Source organism: Cellulosimicrobium sp. 22598 (assembly GCF_052044445.1).
Classification (GTDB): Bacteria; Actinomycetota; Actinomycetes; order Actinomycetales; family Cellulomonadaceae; genus Cellulosimicrobium; species Cellulosimicrobium cellulans_G.
Window position 1 is genome coordinate 184,357 of record NZ_JBQEMZ010000003.1, and the last position, 19,223, is coordinate 203,579.

At 74.3% G+C, this 19,223-nt stretch carries 16 protein-coding genes; 13 read left to right on the forward strand and 3 right to left on the reverse strand.

Translation table 11 applies throughout. From position 1 onward, the window contains the following. Positions 1–156 precede the first annotated feature (156 nt). Positions 157–1,785 (forward strand): hypothetical protein, encoded by a 1,629-nt coding sequence (locus tag ACTJIY_RS05095; protein WP_353708545.1) that lies wholly within the window; start codon positions 157–159, stop codon positions 1,783–1,785. A gap of 109 nt (positions 1,786–1,894) precedes the next feature. After that, the gene (locus tag ACTJIY_RS05100; protein ID WP_440673783.1) at positions 1,895–3,415 is read left to right on the forward strand and encodes a family 20 glycosylhydrolase; all 1,521 of its coding nucleotides are present in this window, start codon (positions 1,895–1,897) and stop codon (positions 3,413–3,415) included. Positions 3,416–3,419: 4 nt separating this feature from the next. Here the strand turns inward: ACTJIY_RS05100 and ACTJIY_RS05105 are convergent, their stop codons facing one another. Next, a complete protein-coding gene (locus ACTJIY_RS05105) occupies positions 3,420–5,222 on the reverse strand; it encodes a phospholipid carrier-dependent glycosyltransferase (RefSeq protein WP_440673784.1) in 1,803 nt (600 codons plus the stop codon). Positions 5,223–5,256: 34 nt separating this feature from the next. Here ACTJIY_RS05105 and rsmI point away from each other — a divergent pair, with 34 nt between their 5' ends. Then, positions 5,257–6,147, forward strand: coding sequence for a 16S rRNA (cytidine(1402)-2'-O)-methyltransferase (rsmI, locus tag ACTJIY_RS05110; RefSeq protein WP_440673785.1), 891 nt, complete (start codon positions 5,257–5,259; stop codon positions 6,145–6,147). 19 nt (positions 6,148–6,166) lie between these two features. Here rsmI and ACTJIY_RS05115 read toward each other — a convergent pair whose 3' ends face one another. After that, positions 6,167–6,766: an isochorismatase family protein gene (locus ACTJIY_RS05115; RefSeq protein WP_253052809.1), complete on the reverse strand. Its 600-nt coding sequence runs from the start codon at positions 6,764–6,766 to the stop codon at positions 6,167–6,169. Between the two features lie 131 nt (positions 6,767–6,897). On the opposite strand from ACTJIY_RS05115, the gene ACTJIY_RS05120 reads away from it, so the two are divergent. The 6 genes from ACTJIY_RS05120 to ACTJIY_RS05145 all read left to right on the forward strand — a co-directional run bounded on the left by ACTJIY_RS05120 (position 6,898) and on the right by ACTJIY_RS05145 (position 12,678). Beyond that, on the forward strand, positions 6,898–7,278 hold the full coding sequence (locus tag ACTJIY_RS05120) for a lactococcin 972 family bacteriocin (RefSeq protein ID WP_440673786.1): 381 nt from the start codon (positions 6,898–6,900) through the stop codon (positions 7,276–7,278). A gap of 101 nt (positions 7,279–7,379) precedes the next feature. Next, on the forward strand, positions 7,380–9,437 hold the full coding sequence (locus ACTJIY_RS05125) for a hypothetical protein (RefSeq protein WP_440673787.1): 2,058 nt from the start codon (positions 7,380–7,382) through the stop codon (positions 9,435–9,437). Between the two features lie 2 nt (positions 9,438–9,439). Continuing rightward, entirely contained in the window at positions 9,440–10,117 is a 678-nt protein-coding gene (locus ACTJIY_RS05130) for an ATP-binding cassette domain-containing protein (RefSeq protein ID WP_440673788.1), read from the forward strand. Positions 10,118–10,185: 68 nt separating this feature from the next. Next, positions 10,186–10,812, forward strand: coding sequence for a ScbR family autoregulator-binding transcription factor (locus ACTJIY_RS05135; protein WP_440673789.1), 627 nt, complete (start codon positions 10,186–10,188; stop codon positions 10,810–10,812). A gap of 78 nt (positions 10,813–10,890) precedes the next feature. Next, entirely contained in the window at positions 10,891–11,355 is a 465-nt protein-coding gene (locus tag ACTJIY_RS05140) for a MarR family winged helix-turn-helix transcriptional regulator (RefSeq protein ID WP_440673790.1), read from the forward strand. Between the two features lie 138 nt (positions 11,356–11,493). Then, positions 11,494–12,678 carry an aminotransferase class I/II-fold pyridoxal phosphate-dependent enzyme gene (locus ACTJIY_RS05145; protein WP_047232459.1) on the forward strand — a complete coding sequence of 395 codons (1,185 nt, stop codon included), beginning with the start codon at positions 11,494–11,496 and terminating at the stop codon, positions 12,676–12,678. On the opposite strand, the gene ACTJIY_RS05150 is transcribed toward ACTJIY_RS05145, so the two are convergent. Then, positions 12,662–13,471, reverse strand: a complete 810-nt coding sequence (locus ACTJIY_RS05150) for an SDR family oxidoreductase (RefSeq protein ID WP_253052821.1) — start codon at positions 13,469–13,471, stop codon at positions 12,662–12,664. The genes ACTJIY_RS05145 and ACTJIY_RS05150 overlap by 17 nt on opposite strands. 276 nt (positions 13,472–13,747) lie before the next feature. Between ACTJIY_RS05150 and ACTJIY_RS05155 the strand changes: the two genes are divergently transcribed. The 4 genes from ACTJIY_RS05155 to metG all read left to right on the forward strand — a co-directional run bounded on the left by ACTJIY_RS05155 (position 13,748) and on the right by metG (position 19,221). Next, a complete protein-coding gene (locus ACTJIY_RS05155; RefSeq protein WP_440673791.1) occupies positions 13,748–15,016 on the forward strand; it encodes a PQQ-dependent sugar dehydrogenase in 1,269 nt (422 codons plus the stop codon). 372 nt (positions 15,017–15,388) lie between these two features. Further along, complete coding sequence (locus ACTJIY_RS05160) at positions 15,389–16,660, forward strand: G5 domain-containing protein (protein ID WP_440673792.1); 1,272 nt, start codon at positions 15,389–15,391, stop codon at positions 16,658–16,660. Positions 16,661–16,795: 135 nt separating this feature from the next. Next, positions 16,796–17,332: a hypothetical protein gene (locus ACTJIY_RS05165; RefSeq protein WP_440673793.1), complete on the forward strand. Its 537-nt coding sequence runs from the start codon at positions 16,796–16,798 to the stop codon at positions 17,330–17,332. A 95-nt stretch (positions 17,333–17,427) separates the two neighbouring features. After that, positions 17,428–19,221 (forward strand): methionine--tRNA ligase, encoded by a 1,794-nt coding sequence (gene metG, locus ACTJIY_RS05170; RefSeq protein ID WP_440673794.1) that lies wholly within the window; start codon positions 17,428–17,430, stop codon positions 19,219–19,221. Positions 19,222–19,223: the final 2 nt, after the last annotated feature.

Below are 19,223 nucleotides of genomic sequence, written 5' to 3' on the forward strand. Positions count from 1 at the left end.
AGTATGCCGGTCGAGGCCGCTCGGCGTCCCGCGCACCCGCGGCGCGTCCCGAACACGGGTCGCCGGTTCGTCCGCCGTCCACCCGACGGGCCGACCGTCACGAGTCCCACACATCCGTGTGTCGGCGGGGCGTGGGGCATGCGCGATGATGGGGGCGTGAACTCTCGGAAGGTCCGATTCGTCCCTGTCGCCCTCCCCGTCGTCCTCAGCCTCGGTGCCGTCACGGCGCTCGGCGGCTGTGCCGCGGAGAGCGCGAAGGCCGACGGGCCGTCCGCGGCCGAGACCGGGCTCGTCGCACGCGCGGCGGAGCCGAGCGACGGCGTGCTCGTGCTCGACTCGGTCGACCCGGCGGAGCTCGCGCTGACGAGCAGCCAGGCCTTCTTCACGTCCGCCCCCGTGGTCGTCCTCGCCGTCGCCGACGACGAGGCCGCGCGGGCCACGGCGGCCGCCGCCGCGGTCGAGCTCGCGGCGCCCGTGCTCCTGGTCGGTGGTGCCATCTCCGACGGCGGGCTGCGCACGGAGCTCGCCCGGCTCGGCACGGTCGCCGTCGTCGAGGTCGGCGAGGCGGACGCGCCCCCGGGGCAGGACGACGCGGGCGAGGTCCCCGAGCGCGCGACGCTGGGCGACGTCGAGGGCGTCGAGCGCGTCCTGCTCGACGTGGGCGCGCTCGGTGCGGACGGGTCGCTCGACCAGCACGACCTCGACGACGTCCGCGACGCGCTCCCCGAGCGCGGCGAGCCGGAGACGCTCACGGAGGTCCTCGCGCTCACCGAGCCGGGGAGCCTCGACGCCGCGGGCGGCCCGCAGTCCGCGGCGATCGCGACGGCGCGCGCGGCCGGGGCGGTGCCGCTCGAGGTGCCGCAGGGTGACCCGCGGTCCTCGGCGGAGGTCGTCGACGCGCTCGCGGCGGCGAAGGCGCTCGCCGTCGTGGGCATCGGGGCGAGCTTCGGGTCCGCGGACGACCTGGCGTGGCGGCTGCGCACGGCCGAGGCGGGCATCCTGCTCCCGAGCGGGTCGCAGCTCGTGCTCGCCGACGGGGTGCGGTACGTGGCGGTCGAGGCGGACGCGGTGACCTCGGGGCTCGTGGCGGTGGGGGACCGGGCGGTGTCCGACGCCGTCTCGCGCGCACAGGACGCGGCGGCCTCGTACGCCGAGGCGGCCCCGGGCGACGTCGTGGTCCCGGTGCTCGAGGTCCCCGCGACCCGGGCGTCGTCGAGCGCGGGGACGGACCGGGACTACTCGACGGAGCTCCCGGCGGACGAGCTGCTGCCGCTCGTGGACGCCGCCGCGACGGCGGGGGTGCTCGTCGTCCTGCGGTTCGAGCCGGGGCGCGCGACCTTCGACGAGCAGGTGGCCGAGTACGCGGACGTCCTCGCACGCCCGACCGTGGGGGTCGCCCTCGACGTCGACGCCCGTCGCGCCGGCGGGGGCGTGCCGACCGGCACGGTCGACGCGACCGAGCTGGGCGCGGCGATCGACGCGGTGGGGGAGGTCGTGCGCACGGCGGGGCTCCCGCAGAAGCTCGTCGTGCTGCAGCGCTCGGACGCGGACGCCATCCGCGACGCGGCCGGCCTCGACCTCGGGTCCGGCGAGACGGCGGTCGTGCTGCAGTCCACCTCCGGCGACGGCTACGGCGCGCGCGTCCGCGACTGGGGCGTGCTGCTCGACGGCCTGCCGCAGGGGCTGGTCGGCGGGTGGACCACCGGGTCCTCCGACCCGGCGCGCGACGTCGAGGGCGTGCTCTCGCTCGACCCGAGCCCGCGCTACGTCGCTCCCTCGCGCTGACCCGAGGTGCGCCCCGAGGCGGTTGGTCGGGGCAGGAGGCCCGGGTTAGGGTGTGGTGCTCGCAAAAGCCGAATCGATTCGATCCCAGCCCCAGACGACGAGGTACCCGATGGTCTCGATCATCCCCCAGCCCCTGCAGGTCGAGCCCGGCGCGGGCCACGTCCCCGTCTCCGCGCTGGAGGTCCACACGCTCGGCGTCGAGCGGACCGCGCCCTGGCTCGGGGACCTGACCGCCACGCTCCTGAGCGGACTCGACGGCGTCGTCGCGACGCACGAGGACCCGGCGTCCGGCGGCACCGGCCCGTCGGCCGCGGCGGGTGCGGTGACGGGCCCCGCGGCCCCCACCGCCGTCGTGCTCCGGATCGACGCGGAGGCGGGTCCCGCGGGCTCGACGAGCCCGGAGCGGTACAGCCTCGTCGTCGACGACGGCGGCGTGACCGCGACCGCGGCCGAGCCGGCCGGCCTGTTCCACGCGGTGCAGACGCTCCGGCAGCTCGTCGAGACCCCCGGCCCGGGCGACGTGCCTGCGCGGGTGCCGCACGTCGTCGTGCACGACGCGCCGCGCTACCCCTGGCGCGGCCTGTCCGTCGACGTCGCGCGGACGTTCTTCGGCCTCGACGCGCTGCGCGCCGTGATCGACGTCGCCGCGGCGTACAAGCTCAACGTGCTCCACCTGCACCTCACGGACGACCAGGGCTGGCGCATCGAGTCGCCGTCCCGGCCCGAGCTCGCCAAGCTCTCCTCGGGGAGCGACACGTCCGGCGGGAAGGGCGGGCACCTGTCCCTCGCGGACTTCCGGACGCTGCAGGACCACGCGGCGGAGCGCTTCGTGCGCGTCGTGCCGGAGATCGACGTCCCCGGCCACATCAACGCGGCGACGCACGTGTACGGCGACCTCATGCCCGACGGCGTCGCGACGGAGGCGTACGCCGGCATCGAGGTCGGCTTCTCGCGCCTCACGTTCGACCTGCCCGCGACCGAGCCGTTCCTGCGCGACGTGTTCACCGACCTGGCGCACGCGACCGACGGCGAGCACGTGCACCTCGGCGGCGACGAGGTGCTGAAGATGGAGCCCGCGGAGTACGCGCGGTTCGTCGAGCTGTGCGAGCGTCTGATCCTCGACGCCGGCAAGAAGCCGGTCGCGTGGCAGGAGGCGGCCAAGGCGCCGCTGCGCCCGGGCACGCTCGTGCAGTACTGGGACACGCACCCCATGGACCTCACGTACCTGGTCGACGCCGCGAAGGCCGGGGCGCGCATCCTCCTGTCGCCGGCGAACCGCGTCTATCTCGACATGCGGTACACGGCGGACTTCGATCCCGCGCTGGGTCAGGACTGGGCCGGCCTCGTCGAGGTGCGCGACTCCTACGACTGGGAGCCCGAGGAGGTCGTGCCCGGTCTGCCGGCCGACACGATCGAGGGCGTCGAGGCTGCGGTGTGGACCGAGCGCATCCCGACGCTCGACGCGCTGTTCGCCATGCTCCTGCCGCGCCTGAGCGCCGTCGCGGAGGTGGGCTGGACCGCGCCGGAACGCAAGGACTGGGACGGCTTCCGTCGCCGCGTCGCCCGCGAGGCGCACGCCTGGCGCCGCGCGGGGATCGCCTTCCACGAGTCGGCGCAGGTCGACTGGTGACGCGTCAGATCCAGGTGGGCAGCCACATGTGCAGGCGCCAGAACCAGTACGGCACCTGCCACGCCGTCCAGATCGGGTAGAAGAACACGCTGACGGCGCCGATCGTCGTGAGCAGGACCGTGAGCCCCACCCGCACGCGCGCCCGCGCGACCGGGCGGTGCTCGGTGCGTTCGAGCGCGAGCGTCATCGCGTACACGAGCGTGAGCACGACCCACGGGGTGAACACGATCGAGTAGAACGTGAAGATGGTCCGCTCGGCGTAGAGGAACCACGGAGCCCACCCGGCGACGATCCCGCTGAGGACGGCGAGCGCCCGCCAGTCCTTGAGGCGGACGAGCGCCCAGAGCGCGACGAGGATCGCGAGCGCCGCCGTCCACCAGATCACGGGGTTGCCGAGCGACGTGATCGCCCGGGCGCACCGCTCGACCTCGCACCCCGCCTCGCCGGGGTCGTAGGAGCGCCAGTAGAACGACGTGGGGCGCCACTGGACGATCCACCCGAGCGGGTGGGCCTCGTACGTGTGCTCGGACGTGAGCCCGTTGTGGAAGTCCCACATCTTGAGGTGGTACTCCCACAGCGACCGCAGCGCGGGCGGGAGCCACGGGACACCCTCGCCGGGGTGCTCGAGCGCCCACTGGCGCATGTACGCCCCGGGGGTGCGGAACCACGACGTCCACGCGCCGAGGTAGGCGAGCGCCGCGGTCGGGAGCATGACCAGCGCGGCGGGGATCGCGTCGCGCACGAGCGCGTCCTCCCACCAGCGCCCGATGCCCGCCGCGCGCCGCGCCGTCGCGTCCCACAGCACCGACACGACGGCGAAGACCGCGAGGAAGTACAGCCCCGACCACTTGACCCCGCACGCGAGACCCAGCGCGACGGCCGCCGCGAAGCGCCACCACCGCCACCCGAGGCCGGGCCCGTAGCGTCCGATCCGTCCGCCGGCGTCGAGGATCGCGCCGCAGCGGTCGGCGAGCCGCCGTCGGGCTTGCTCGCGGTCGAGCAGCAGGCACCCGAAGGCGACGAGCACCCAGATCATGAGCATGTTGTCGAGCAGACCCGTGCGGGAGTGCACGATCGCCTCGCCGTCCACCGCCATGAGCGCGCCCGCGACGATCCCCATCGCCGTCGAGGCGAACAGCCGCCGCGCGATCCGCGCCACGAGCACGACGGCGACCACCCCGACGACCGCCGACGCGATCCGCCACGACCACGGGTTCTCCGCCCCGCCGAAGAACCTCATCCCGAGCGCGATCATCCACTTGCCGAGCGGGGGGTGGACCACGTAGTCGGCGGTCGGGAGGAACGAGTTCACGTCCCCGGCCTCGAACGCCGGGTTGGGCTCCTCGGGCCAGTCGGCCTCGTACCCGACCTGGAGCAGCGTCCACGCCTGCTTGACGTAGTACGTCTCGTCGAACACGAGCGTGCCGGGGCGGCCGAGGTTCCACAGCCGCAGCACCGCGGCGACGGCGGCGACGATCGCGACCCCGAGCCACCCCCACAGCCGGTCGTGCGCGGTCGCTCCGAGGGCCAGACGGCGCGGCCCGAGCAGCGCGAGCAGGAGCCGCTCGCGGTGCGTCAGGTCGGACGCGGCGTCGTGCGCGACGCCCGCGGCCTCGTCGGCCCGCTCACCCGGCGACTCGCCCGGTGACGCGCCCGGCGACTCGGCGGCCGGGTCGTCCGACGGGTCGGACGCCTCGGCGTCGGGCGGCGGCCGGGTCCCGGTGTCGTCCGAGCGGTCGTCGGGAGCGTCGGACGCGGGACGGGGCCCGGGGTGCGCGTCGGCGGGCGGCTGGGACACGCTGGCCATCGTAGGGGCACACGGGTGTGGAACCCTGGGAGCCATGTCCTCCTCGACCGACGTGCCCGACGCCGACCGGCCCACGACCCCGCGGGAGGCCGGGCACCTGGTGCTCGGCGGCACCCCCATCGGCAACGCGGAGGACGCGAGCCCGCGCCTGCGGCGCCTGCTCGCGGAGGCCGACGTCGTCGCGGCCGAGGACACACGCCGCCTGCACGCGCTCGCGGGCCGGCTGGGCGTGCAGGTCGGCGGTCGTGTCCTCAGTCTCCACGAGCACAACGAGACCGACCGCGCGGACGACCTGCTCGACGTCGTCGACGGCGGCGGGACGGTCCTCGTCGTCTCGGACGCGGGGATGCCGAGCGTGTCCGACCCCGGCTTCCGCGTCGTCGCGCGCGCGGTCGAGCGCGGGGTCCCCGTGACCACGGCGCCCGGGCCGAGCGCGGTGCTCACGGCGCTCGCGCTCTCCGGGCTCCCGACGGACCGCTTCTGCTTCGAGGGGTTCCTGCCGCGCAAGGCGGGCGACCGCACGCGCACGCTCGCGGCGCTCGTCGACGAGCCGCGCACGCTCGTGTTCTTCGAGGCGCCGCACCGCGTGGCGGAGACGCTCGCCGCGATGGCCGAGGCGTTCGGCGCAGACCGGCCGGCCGCCGTCGCGCGCGAGCTCACCAAGACCTACGAGGAGGTGCTGCGCGGGCCCCTCGCCGAGCTCGCGGAGCGCGCCGCCGAGGAGCAGCTCCGGGGGGAGATCTGCGTCGTGGTGGGGGGCGCGCCGCCGCGCGGGCCGGTCCCGCTCGCCGAGCTCGTCCCGGGCGTGCTGGCGCGCGTGGACGGCGGCGAGCGGCTCAAGGAGGTCGTCGCGGACGTCGCCCAGGACGCGGGGGTCGCGAAGCGCGACCTCTACGCGGCCGCGCTGGAGGCGCGCCGCCGCTGAGACCGCGCGGGCCGGGTCGTCAGCGCCCGACGGCGGTGCTCGGCTCGAGCGCGACCCCGGCCGCCGCGAGCTCCTCGCGCGCCGCGGCGCCCAGCTCGGGCGTGACCGGCACGGTGAGGTCGGTGAGGACCCGGGTGGCGAGGCCGAGCGCGTGGGCGTCGAGCGCCGTCGCGCGCACGCAGTGCGACTCGGCGATGCCGACGACGTCGACGGCCTCGATCCCCGCGTCGCGCAGGACGTCCGCGAGCGGCCGGCCGCCGACGTCGACCCCCTCGAACCCGGAGTAGGCGGCCTGGTACTCGCCCTTCTTGACCCCGGCGTCGGGCGCGAGGTCGGCCAGCGCGGGGTGGAGCTCGGCGTTCGGCGTGCCCGCGATCCCGTGCGGGGGCCACGTGTCGACGAAGTCCGGCTCCGGGCTCCAGTGCTCGCCCGGGTCCACGTGCCAGTCCTGGGTCGTGACGACGAGGTCGTAGGCGTCGCGGTGGTCGCGCGCGTGGTCGGCGATGCGCTGCGCGACGGCGTTCCCGCCCTCGACCCCCAGCTCGCCGCCCTCGCAGAACGTGGGCTGGACGTCGACGACGATCAGCGCGCGGCGCGGTGCGGAGGTGCTCTCGCTCATACGCCCACTCTGCCACGGCGGAGACGAGAGACGGCGGGGTGGCGGCCGGGAGAGTTGACTGACCGACCGACCGATCAATAAGGTCTCCGTGGGGGGCAGCAGCCTCACCTCACGATGACGAGAGGAGAGACATGTCAGTCATGACGAGCGACGTCCGGCGCGGCGCGCACGAGATCGAGCACACGAGGGCGCGTCGCCCGAGGCAGGGCCGCGTCCGCAGGGCGCTCGTCGGCGCGACGCTGAGCCTCGGGCTCGTCGCGGCCGGTGCGACCGCCGCGTACGCGACGCGGGTCTCGGCCGGCGGCGGGACCTGGGACTACGGCGTCACGAGCCTCGCCGCGAGCTACAACTGGTCGGACTACTACCACTCGTCGCGCGTGCACGGATCGAGCGTGACGGGTGACTCGGGCCTCGTGCGCTCGCTGTGCCGTGGCGGCGGGAGCTGGTCGACCGCCAGCGCGTGGGACAGCAACCCGTTCCGCATCGACAAGGCGTACTGGCGCCACTGCTGAGCGCTGCGGCGAACGAACCCGGTCCCGGTCCCGGTCGCGCACGCGTCGGGGCCGGGACCGGACGGCTGCCCGAGCACGGCACGAGCTGAGGAGCGCATGGGGTGAGGAGTCGAGGGATCCGGCTCGCGTACGCGATCCTGGCGGTGTACGCGTCGCTCGCGGCGTTCCTGTTCCTGCGCGCGATGGACGACCTGGGGCCGCTCGGTGCCACCGACATCCTCGTCGTGAGCGGGGAGGCGCCGACGTCGTCGAGCGCCCACGTGGTCGAGACGATCGAGCAGGTCGCCGCGCAGCGGCGCGTGAACGTCGTGCGCTTCGTCGAGGACCTGCACGACCCGGCCCGGTCCCGGCACCTGTATCTCACGGTCGGCAACCCCGGGCTCGCCTCGGGCTCGTGGCTCGAGGACGGGTACCCGGCGTTCAGCCAGGACGTGCGCACGGCCGTGCACCCCCTGGCGGAGCGCGCGGACGTGGACCCGCGCGGGCACTACTTCACGTTCGGCGACCACGCCGCGACGCCGTTCCTCGCGGAGGCTCTGCGCGAGCAGGGGTACGTCGTCGAGACCCGGACCTACTACGCGCCCCCGCAGATCCTGGGGTGGCTCGTGACGCAGCCGCTGGCGCTCAGCGCGCTCGTCGCCGCGCTGCTCGTGGTCGTGGTCGTGGCCACGAGCGTGCTGACGAACGTCCGCGGCTACGCGGTCCAGCGGCTGCACGGCGTGCCGCCGGCCCTGATCCTCGGCCGCGACCTGAGCCGGTCGTTCCCGGCGCTGGCCGTCACGCTCGGCACCGTCGCGCTCGTGGACGCCGGGCTGCTCGCCCTGTACAACGGCGGGGCGCAGTGGCGTACGTTTGCCGCCGCGGCGGGAGTCCTGACCGCCGCCTTCGTGCTCCTCGCGCTCGTCACGCACGCGCTCGCGCTCGCGCTCGCGGGCGAGCGGCCCGTCCTCGAGGCGCTCAAGGGCAGGCTGCCGGCGCTCGCGACAGGCGTCGCGGTGTACCTCGTGCGCGTCCCCGCCCTCGTCGTCACGATCGCGGCCGTCGTCGCGTCGAGCGTCGCCGCGGTCCAGCTCGCCGGGCAGGTCGAGGCGAGCGAACGCTGGGCGACCGCGGGGGACGGGGTCCACGTCCTCTTCTCGCCAAACCTCTCCCAGGAGGAGTTCGACGCGCTCGCCGTCCCCGCGGGCGAGTGGTTGCTGGCGGCGGAGGGTGACGGCGACGTCGTCCTCGCGGGTCAGGGCGAGGTCTCCTGGGGGCGGGGGCTGCCGGGGCGGCGCGACTCCCTTCTGGTCAACAACGCCTACCTCGCGCAGCAGGACGTGCGTGACGCGGACGGCGAACGGGTCGTCGAGCTTCCCGAGGACGTGGTGACGGTCCTGGTCCCGAGCCGCTACGAGGACGCGGCCGCCTCGATCGTCGACGACGTGCGGTCCTGGCTCGACGGGTTCTCGCGGGGCGCCCAGGACGTGGAGGTCCGCACCCGTGTGCTCGCGCCGGGACAGGAGCTGTTCACGTACGGGGCCGCCACCCGTCCGAACGAGCCGGCCCTGCTGCGCGACGCCCTCGGGGTCGTCGTGAACGGGGGGTCCGGGGTCTTCGTGCCCGACGACCTCACCTCGCTGGGGACGAGACGGGGGCTCGTCCTCACCGACGCCGCGACGGCGCGTGACGGGCTGGCCTCGGTGGGTGCGCAGGAGATCGCGATGGCGTACCAGCCGGTCGCGCTCGCCGCGGCGCAGGAGCACGCGGCGCTCGTGAACGACACCCGCCTCCAGGTGTTCAACGCCGTCGCCGCGCTCGCGGTGCTGCTCGGCACCTCCGTCGCGGTCGCGCAGGTCTCGACGCGCAAGAACGCCCAGTCGATCTTCGCCCGGCACATCAGCGGGTGGGGCTTCGTCCGCACGCACCGCGGCCTGCTGGGGGCCGAGCTCGCGCTGGCGCTGGCCGTCGTGACGTGGTCGGTGTGGACCACGGTGGCGGGGCTCACCGCGACCGTCCGCCCCGGGGCGGACCCGACGACCTCGCAGGCGCTCGTCGTCCTCGGCCCCTGGCAGCCGGTGCTCCTCGCCGCCGTCGTCGCGGTGAGCCTGGCCGCGCTCGTCGGCGCGCTCGCGGTCCTCGGCCGCCGCTTCGTCCGCACCCGATCCTCGGAGGCCTGACCATGACCGGACCGACGACCCTCGTGGTCGACGAGCTCAGCAAGGCCTTCGGCCGCCGCACCCTGTGGGAGGGCCTCTCGTTCACCGTGGAGCCCGGGAGCATGGTGGCGCTCACGGGCCGCAGCGGGTCGGGCAAGTCGACGCTCCTCAACTGCATCGGTCTGCTCGAGCCCGTGACCGCGGGACGGATCGTCGTGGACGGCACCGACCTGACCAGGCTCGGGCGCCGTCGTACCCGGCACTTCCGCCGGGACGCGCTGGGGTACCTCTTCCAGAACTACGCACTGGTCGACAACGCGTCCGTCGACGAGAACCTCGCCATCGCCGCCCGCGGACGCAGGGCGAGCCGGCGGACGACGTTCGAGGCTGCGCTCGAGCAGGTCGGGCTCGCCGGTCGCGGCGGGGAGCCGGTGTACCAGCTCAGCGGCGGGGAGCAGCAGCGGGTCGCGCTCGCACGGCTGGTCGTCAAGGACCCGTCCGTCGTGCTCGCCGACGAGCCCACCGGCGCCCTCGACCACGACAACGCCGAGATGGTCGTGTCGTCGCTCCGGTCGTTCGCCGAGGGCGGCGCGACCGTCGTCATCGCGACCCACTCCGAGCAGGTGGCCTCGGCGTGCGACCGTCGCATCGACCTCGACGGGATCCGCGCGGGCGGCTTGACGACCTCGATCGGCGCGTGACGCGCGCGGCCACGTCATCTCGTACCCTGACGCAGGGGGAGCGATCCAGGACGACGTGAAGAGGTGCCGTGCCCCCGACGACCCGCAGCGAGCAGAAGGCGGCGACCCGCCGGAGGATCCTCGAGGTCGCCGCGGCGCACTTCGCCGCGAAGGGCTACGCCGCGACGTCGTTGAACGACCTCTCCGCGGCGCTCGGCCTCACCAAGGGCACGATCTTCTTCCACTTCAGCTCCAAGGCGGAGCTCGCCCGCGCGATCTCCGAGGACGTCGCCGAGCAGTGGGTCCCGCTGCGCGCGGCGCACGAGGAACGAGGGATCCGGGGCCTGGCCGCGCTCGTCGACGCGTCGCGCCAGGTAGCGACCGTCTACCGGGAGAGCGCCGTGTTCCGCGCGGCCTCCCGGCTGCGGCTCGAGGCCGAGAACATCGACGCGGACCTCCCCGTCCCGTTCGTCGGCTGGATCGACCTGGCGCGGACGTACCTCGCCCAGGCGGCCGCCGACGGCGAGCTCGTCGAGGGCGTCGACGTCGACGAGGCCGCGTGGCACGTCGTCGCCTGGTTCGACGGGGTGCAGACGGTGTCGACCCACCTCACGCACCTGGACGACCTCACGGACCGGGTCGACGGCATGTGGCGGATCCTCCTGCGCGCCGTCGCACGCGACCCGGAGGGTGTGCTCGGCGCGCGGGAGGACTGAGCGTCGCGTGACGTGGCGGGTGGGAGGTCGCGGTGCGACAGTGGACGGACCCGCCGACGACGAGCACGGAGGTCTCCCGTGAGCGACCAGGAGTCGACACCGTCCGGTCCGCCGGAGCGCCCGATCGGGTACTGGCTCAAGCTCGTCGACCGGCTCATCGACGAGAGCTTCGACGACGTGTTCCAGCACTCCGGGCTCACGCGCCGGCACTGGCAGGTGCTCAACACCATCCGGGACGGCGTGAGCGAGGAGACGAGCGTCGACGGCGTCCTCTCGCCCTTCACGGGGGCGGCGCCCGGGCCCGGGCACGGGGCGAGCGCCGTGACGGCGGAGATCGACGACCTCGTCCGCCGCGGCTGGGTCGCGCGCGACGGCTCGGGCAGCCTGTCCGTGACCGTCGCGGGCAACCACGCCTACCACGACCTGCTCGACGCGGTGTCGGTCTCGCGCGAGCGGGTCGCTGACGGCATCAGCCGCGCGGAGTACGCGCAGACGGTCGCGACGCTCGAGCGCATGGCGCGCAACCTCGGCTGGGACGGCTGAGCCGCTCCCCCGAGGAGCCGGCGCGCGCCGTCGCGACGAGACGGGACGCGCGGCGTCCGGCAGCAGGCGTACCCTGCGAGACCCGCGACCCGCGCGCACCCCGCGCCCGGGAGCGCCGCACAGAGCTGGAGCACTGCGATGGAGTTCCGCCGGATCCCCGGTCTGCCGCCCTACGTCTTCACCATCATCGACGGGCTCAAGATCGAGGCACGCCGAGCGGGCCGCGACGTCGTCGACCTCGGATTCGGCAACCCGGACCTGCCCAGCCCGCAGGTCGCCGTCGACAAGCTCGCCGAGGCCGCGCAGAACTCGCGCAACCACCGCTACTCCGCGTCGCGCGGCATCCCCAAGCTCCGCGAGGCCGTCGCGGGCCTGTACCAGCGCCGGTTCGGCGTGAGCCTCGACCCGGACACCGAGATCATCTCGACCATCGGTGCCAAGGAGGGCTTCAGCCACCTCATGTGGGTGCTGCTGCAGCCGGGCGACGTCGCGCTCGTCCCCACCCCGAGCTATCCCATCCACATCTGGGGCCCCTACTTCGCGGGCGCCGACGCGCGCCAGGTCCCCATCGGCGACGGGACCGACGCCGCGGGCTACATCGACCGCATCATCGAGGCGTGGGAGCTCGGCTGGCCCAAGCCGCGCGTCGTCGTGCTGTCGTTCCCGCACAACCCGACGACGACGGTGGCGACCAAGGAGGACCTCCAGCGCCTCGTCGACTGGGCGCGGGACAAGGACGTCGTGCTCGTGCACGACCTCGCGTACGCCGACATGACGTTCGACGGGTTCGAGCCGCCGTCGATCATGGAGTGCGAGGGCGCGCGCGAGGTCGCGGTCGAGCTGTACTCCATGACGAAGTCGTTCTCCATGGCGGGCTGGCGCGTCGCGTTCCTCGTGGGCCGCCGCGACGTCGTCGGGGCGCTCGCGAAGCTCAAGAGCTACCTCGACTACGGCACGTTCCAGCCCATCCAGATCGCCGCGACCGTCACGCTCAACGAGGCGACGGAGTTCCCGCAGGAGATCTCGTCCGTCTACGCGTCGCGCCGCGACGCGCTGTACGACGGCCTGCAGCGCATCGGCTGGGACATCCACAAGCCCGGCGGGACGATGTTCGCGTGGGCCCGCATCCCCGAGCCGTACCGCGACATGGGCTCGATCGAGTTCGCGACGCACCTCGTCGAGGAGTGCGACGTCGCGGTGTCCCCGGGCGTCGGGTTCGGCCCCGGCGGCGACGAGTTCGTGCGGTTCGCGCTCATCGAGAACGAGCACCGCATCGGTCAGGCGATCCGGGGACTCAAGCGCGGGCTCACCCGGCTGGCGTAGGCGTCGTCCCCGTCCACACGTCGTCCCCGCGCAGCACGGCGTCGGCGCCGCCGTCGTCGTAGATCGTCTGCCCGGTGACGTGGGTGTTCACCGGGTCGGTGAGCCACAGCAGCAGGCTCGCGACCGACTCGGGGGACTGGTGCCCGTGCAGGGGCATCGGGACGGCGGCGTCGACCATCGCGGCGGACTCCGGGGTCGCGAGCAGCGCGGTCGTCATGGGCGTGAGCACCGTCCCCGGGGCGACGGCGTTGAGCGGGATCCCGCGGCCCGCCCACGCGGGGGTGACGCTCTCGCGCCGCACCCACCGCGAGAGCGCCCGCTTGGACGACGGGTAGCTGAGGTAGCCGACCTCGGGCCCCTCGTCCGCGAGCGCCGCGGCGACGCGCAGCGCCGTGTCCTCGTCGTCCGCGAGGCACGCCGCGACGAGCTCGTCGGACACCGGCTGCAGGGTCGCCATCGACGACACGACGGCGGCGCGCGGCGCGTCCGACCGTTCGAGCGCCGGGAGCAGCGCGGTGAGGAGCCGTGCGACGCCGAAGAAGTTCACCGCGACGGTCTTCGGCACCGGGGCGGCGATGCCCGCGCACGCGATCACGGCGTCGACGCGCCCGTCGGCGAGCGTCATGACGCGGTCGGCGGCCTGCGCCCGGCCGTCGGGGACGCTCAGGTCGGCCTCGACCTCGGCGTCGCGCAGGTCGACACCGATCACCCGGTCTCCCCGGTCGCGCAGCAGCGCGGCGGTGGACGCCCCGACCCCCGACGCCGAACCCGTGACCACGTACGTCCGCGACATGCGTACCGACCTCCTCGCCGGCTCCTCCGGGCCTCGGAGGAGCTCCCGGTACCAGCGTGCCTCGCCGCGGGCGGGCGTGCGGCCGCCGAAGGGCCGCGCAGGCGGGCCGGAGGTCCCGAGCCCGGGCACGCTGACGATGCCCCCGTCCAGGCGCGGAGGTGCTTGCCGAGCAGGCGCACCACGAGCAGGTGCAGGAGAGTGGTCGGCACGGTGGGGAGCGCGACCGCGCCGAGCCCGGCTCGTGCGGCGGCGCGCGCGGCGCGCGACGATGGGCGCATGCCTGCCGACCGGTCGTCCGTGCCCCGGGCGTGGCCCGCGGTCGTGGTGGGGGCCGCCGTCGTGCTGTTGGCGGCGTGCACGCCCGACGACGGTCCGGAACCCGCACCGGGTCCGTCGGTCACGACGACCGCACCGGGTCCGTCGGTCACGAACGCCCCCGAGACCGGCGGCGTCGAGACGACCGCGCCGGTGCCCGCGCCCGCCCTCGTCGTCGTGCCCGAGGTGCGCGTGGACGTGACCGAGGTGGCGGCCGGGCTCTCCGCGCCGTGGGGGCTCGCGGCGCTCGCGGACGGGACGCTGCTCGTCTCCCTGCGCGACGAGCGCGGCCTGGTCGTCGTCGACCCGGCGACGGGCGCCGTCGAGCCCGTCACGGGCCCGGGGGCGGACGACCTGCGCGACGGCACGGTCGCGACGGGCGAGGCGGGCGTGCTCGGGGTCGCGGTCGGGCCCGAGGGCGGTGCGGCCCCGGGGGAGGTGTTCGTCTACCGGACTGCCGACGGCGGCAACGAGGTGCTGCGGGGGACGCTCGCCGGTCGCGAGCTGTCGAGCCTCACCCCGGTCCTGCAGGGTGTCCCGGCGGCGTCGACGCACGACGGCGGCCGGCTCGCGTTCGGGCCGGACGGCTTCCTGTACGTGACGACGGGGGACGCGCAGCAGCGCGGCGCGGCGCAGGTCGCGGGTGCGCTCAACGGCAAGATCCTGCGCCTGACGGTGGACGGCGCGCCCGCGCCGGGGAACCCGGACCCGGCCTCGCCGGTATGGAGTCTGGGGCACCGCAACGTCCAGGGGATCGCGTGGGACGTGACGGGCCGCATGCTCGCGTCGGAGTTCGGCCAGGACACGTTCGACGAGCTCAACGTCGTCGTGCCGGGCGGGAACTACGGCTGGCCGGAGGTCGAGGGAGTGGGCGGCGCGGCGTCGGGGTTCGTGGACCCGGTGGCGACGTGGTCGACGGCGGAGGCCTCGCCGAGCGGGCTGGCCGTGACTCGTGAGGGCGCGTACCTGGCGGGGCTGCGGGGGCAGACGTTGTGGCGCGTGCCGTTCGCGACGCCCGACGGCGGAGGGTCGGCCGACGCGTTCGGCCCGCCCCAGGCCGTGCTCACGGACCGGGGTCGGCTGCGCGCCGTCCTGGTGGACCCCGCGACGCCGCTCGGCGGCGACGGGAGCGCCGTGCTGTACGTGCTGACCAACAACACCGACGGACGCGGGGACCCGCGCGACGGCGACGACCGGCTGCTGCGGGTCACGGTGACGCCCGCGGGGTGAGGCCGCCGCGCGTCCGCGGGTTGTCGGGGATCGCCGTCGCGAGATCGGCCCGAGCGTCCGAGATCGACCCTCGGGAGGCCGACCTCGCGACGGCGGGGTCGATCTCGGCGGACGTGCGGGCTGAGCAGGTGGTTTGGAGCGTGATAACGAATCGGTTACGGTCGAGTGTCTCGCGTTGCCGCTCACCGGGGACAGGTGTAAGGGCCGGCCGTGGGACGCGGTCTCCGTCGAGCACCCAGGGTGCCGGGGGTCCGCAGGACGGCCGGATCGGCTGGTCGAACCGGGTGTCGCCCGCGCAGCGGTGCGGAGCGCCCCGGGGCGCGCGTGCGCCGTCGACCCCCGTGCCCGGGACCCCCGACGACTTGGACCAGAGTGCACAACCCCTTCCGCTTCCGCGCGCCCCGCCACCGTGACGTCGAGACCGACGCCCCGGACGTCGCCCCCACCGAGACCGCCCAGACGCCCAGCCGTCGCGCCGCCCGCTCCGCGCGGACCCTGCGCGCGACACGTCGGCGCCGCTGGTCCGTCGTCGGCGCGGCGACCGCCGTCGTGCTCGTCGGCTCGGGCGCCGTCGCCTACGGCGAGGCCAGCAAGACCGTGACGATCGACGTCGACGGCGAGCTGACGACCGTGAGCACGCTCGCCGGCTCGGTCTCGGGCGCGCTCGACGCCGCCGGCGTCGAGGTCGGCGCGCGCGACCAGGTCGCGCCCGACCCCGGGTCGGCCCTCGACGACGGCGACGAGGTCGTGGTGCGCCTCGGCAAGAAGGTCACCGTCCAGACCGACGGCGAGCAGTCCGACGTCTGGCTCACCGCGCTCGACGCGGACGAGGCGCTGCAGACCCTCGCCGAGCGCGGCGGCGACGTGCGCCTCGTCGCGTCCCGGTCCGGCGAGCGCGCGTCGCTCGACCTGCGCCTCGACACCGACGGCCCGGTGAACGTCGTCGCCGACGGCACGACGACGGTCGCCCCGGACGGCAGCATCGGCATCCCCGCCATCCTCGACCAGCAGGGCATCGAGCTCGGTGAGCTCGACCGCGTGAGCGTGCAGCGCGTCGACGCGCCCGAGCCCGGCGCGCCCACGGTCTCGCTCGTCGTCCAGCGCGTCGTCGTCGAGCAGCAGCAGACGACGACGCCCGTCCCGCACGGGACCGTCCAGCAGCCCGACGACTCGAAGTACACCGACGAGTCCGCCGTCGCCCAGGCCGGGGCCGACGGCGTGACCACGACGACGTTCGAGGTCACGCTCGTGGACGGCGTCGAGGAGTCGCGCGAGCAGCTCTCGCAGGAGGTCACGACCGCGCCCGTGGACGAGGTCGTCGTCACCGGCACGCAGGAGCGCCCGAAGGACCCGCGCGCGATCGGGCAGACGATGGCCGCCGCGCGCGGCTGGACCGGTGCGCAGTGGACGTGCCTGGAGAAGCTCTGGACCAAGGAGTCCAACTGGAACCCGACGGCGGACAACCCGACGTCGAGCGCCTACGGCATCCCGCAGTCCCTTCCCGGCTCGAAGATGGCGAGCAAGGGCGCCGACTGGGCGACCAACCCCGCGACGCAGATCGCGTGGGGCCTGGACTACATCGCGGGCTCGTACGGCTCGCCGTGCGGCGCGTGGTCCCACTCGCAGGCGGTCAACTGGTACTGACGGACGTACCGAGCCGACCCGGCTCCGCACGGGCCCGCGACCCCCAGGTCGCGGGCCCGTCGTCGTCCCCGGTTCCTCGGCAGGTTCTGCACGTCGCCGCCACCGGGCGAGCGCCTGGCCCGATACCGTCCGGGCGTGGGGCGACGAGGACGGCGCGCGAGCGACCGGCGGGCGCGCGCGGTGCTCGTGCCCGCGACGGCGCTCCTCCTTCTCGTCGTGTCGGTGGCGGCGATCGGCGGCGTGCTGCTGGGACGCGTGCTCGACCGCTCCGTGCCGGCTGTCGAGGACGGGTGGCGCGCGTGGCGCGGGGTGGACGAGGACGACGAGCGGTACGTCGCCGACCTGGTCGCTGACGTCGAGTCCTGGCCTGGTGTGGACGACGTGGCGGAGCCCCCACCGATCCGCCGTGGGCTCCTCGACCGGGTCGTACGTGTCCCCGTGGTGGTCACCGTCGCGGAGACGCTGACCGACGCGGACGCCGACTCTCTGGGCGAGCGGATCTGCGGCGCGACGAACGCCGCGAGCGTCCACGGCTTCGACGTCTCGTTCCGTCTGGAGCGCGCCGACGTCGCGGTGGGCGTCGGCTGTCGAGAGGTCGCCCAGGCTGCCGAGACGACGGCAGCGCTGAAGGAGGCCTTCGTCGACCCCCGTGGTGGTGCCAGCGACGGCTGACGACGGACGGCCCGGCCCGGTGGCAGCACGGCGGGAGTCCAGGGTCCCGAGACGCCCCCGCAGAGCGCGCTGCGGCCCGACTAAGATCGGGCACCATGACCCACATCCTCTCGGCCGTGGCGTGGCCGTATGCCAACGGGCCGCGCCACATCGGCCACGTCGCAGGTTTCGGTGTCCCGTCGGACGTCTTCAGCCGGCACATGCGCATGGCGGGTCACGACGTCCTCATGGTCTCGGGCACCGACGAACACGGCACGCCGATCCTCGTCCAGGCCGACAAGGAGGGCGTGAGCCCGCAGGAGCTCGCGGACCGGTACAACCGCGTCATCGTCGAGGACCTGCACCAGCTCGGGCTGTCGTACGACCTCTTCACGCGCACCACGACGCGCAACCACTACGCCGTCGTGCAGGAGATGTTCCGCACGGTCCACAAGAACGGGTACATGGTCGAGCAGACGACCATGGGCGCGATCTCGCCGTCCACGGGCCGCACGCTGCCCGACCGCTACATCGAGGGCACGTGCCCCATCTGCGGCTACGACGGCGCGCGCGGCGACCAGTGCGACAACTGCGGCAACCAGCTCGACGCGATCGACCTCATCAACCCGCACAGCCGCATCAACGGCGAGACGCCGAAGTTCGTCGAGTCGAACCACTTCTTCCTGGACCTGCCCGCGTTCGTCGACGCGCTGGGGGACTGGCTGCGCACGCGCACCGCGTGGCGCCCGAACGTCCTGAAGTTCTCGCTCAACCTGCTCGACGACGTGCGCCCGCGCGCCATGACGCGCGACATCGACTGGGGCATCCCGGTCCCGCTGCCCGGGTGGGAGGAGAACTCGAGCAAGCGCCTGTACGTGTGGTTCGACGCGGTGATCGGGTACCTCTCGGCATCGATCGAGTGGGCGCGGCGCAGCGGCGACCCGGACGCGTGGCGCGCGTTCTGGAACGACCCCGAGGCGCGGTCGTACTACTTCATGGGCAAGGACAACATCACGTTCCACTCCCAGATCTGGCCGGCCGAGCTGCTCGGCTACGACGGCCGCGGGAGCAAGGGCGGGGCGCCGGGCCCGTACGGGAACCTCCAGCTCCCGACGGAGGTCGTGTCGAGCGAGTTCCTCAACGTCGAGGGCCAGAAGTTCTCCTCCTCGCGCGGCGTCGTCATCTATGTGCGCGACATGCTCGCCCGCTACCAGCCGGACGCGTTCCGGTACTACGTGGCGTCGGCCGGTCCGGAGACGCAGGACGTCGACTTCACGTGGGCGGACTTCCAGCGCCGCACGAACGACGAGCTCGTGGCCGGCTGGGGCAACCTCGTCAACCGCACGGCGAACCTCGTGCACAAGAACTTCGGCGCGATCCCGGAGCCGGGGCAGCGCCAGCCGATCGACGAGGGCGTCCTCGCGACGACGACGACCGCGTTCGGCCGCGTGGGCGAGCTCATCGCGACGCACCGCCAGCGCGCCGCCGTCGCCGAGGCCATGAAGACGGTCGGCGAGGTGAACAAGTACGTGTCGGACACCGAGCCGTGGAAGCTCAAGACCGACCCGGACCGGCTCGCGACCGTGCTGCACACCGTGACCCAGGCCGTGAGCGACCTCAACACGATCCTGTCGCCGTTCCTGCCCCACTCGGCGCAGCAGGTGCACGAGGCGTTCGGCGGCACGGGCACGTTCGCCGCCCAGCCGCGCATCGCCGAGGTGACCGACCTCGACGACGACTCGCGCCACTACCCGGTCATCACGGGCGACTACCGCGCCGAGGGCCTGGCGACGTGGGAGCCGAAGGCCGTCGTGCCGGGCACGCCGGTCGGCAAGCCGACGCCGGTGTTCACCAAGCTCGACGACTCGATCGTCGAGGAGGAGCTCGACCGCCTGCGCGAGACCGCCTGACG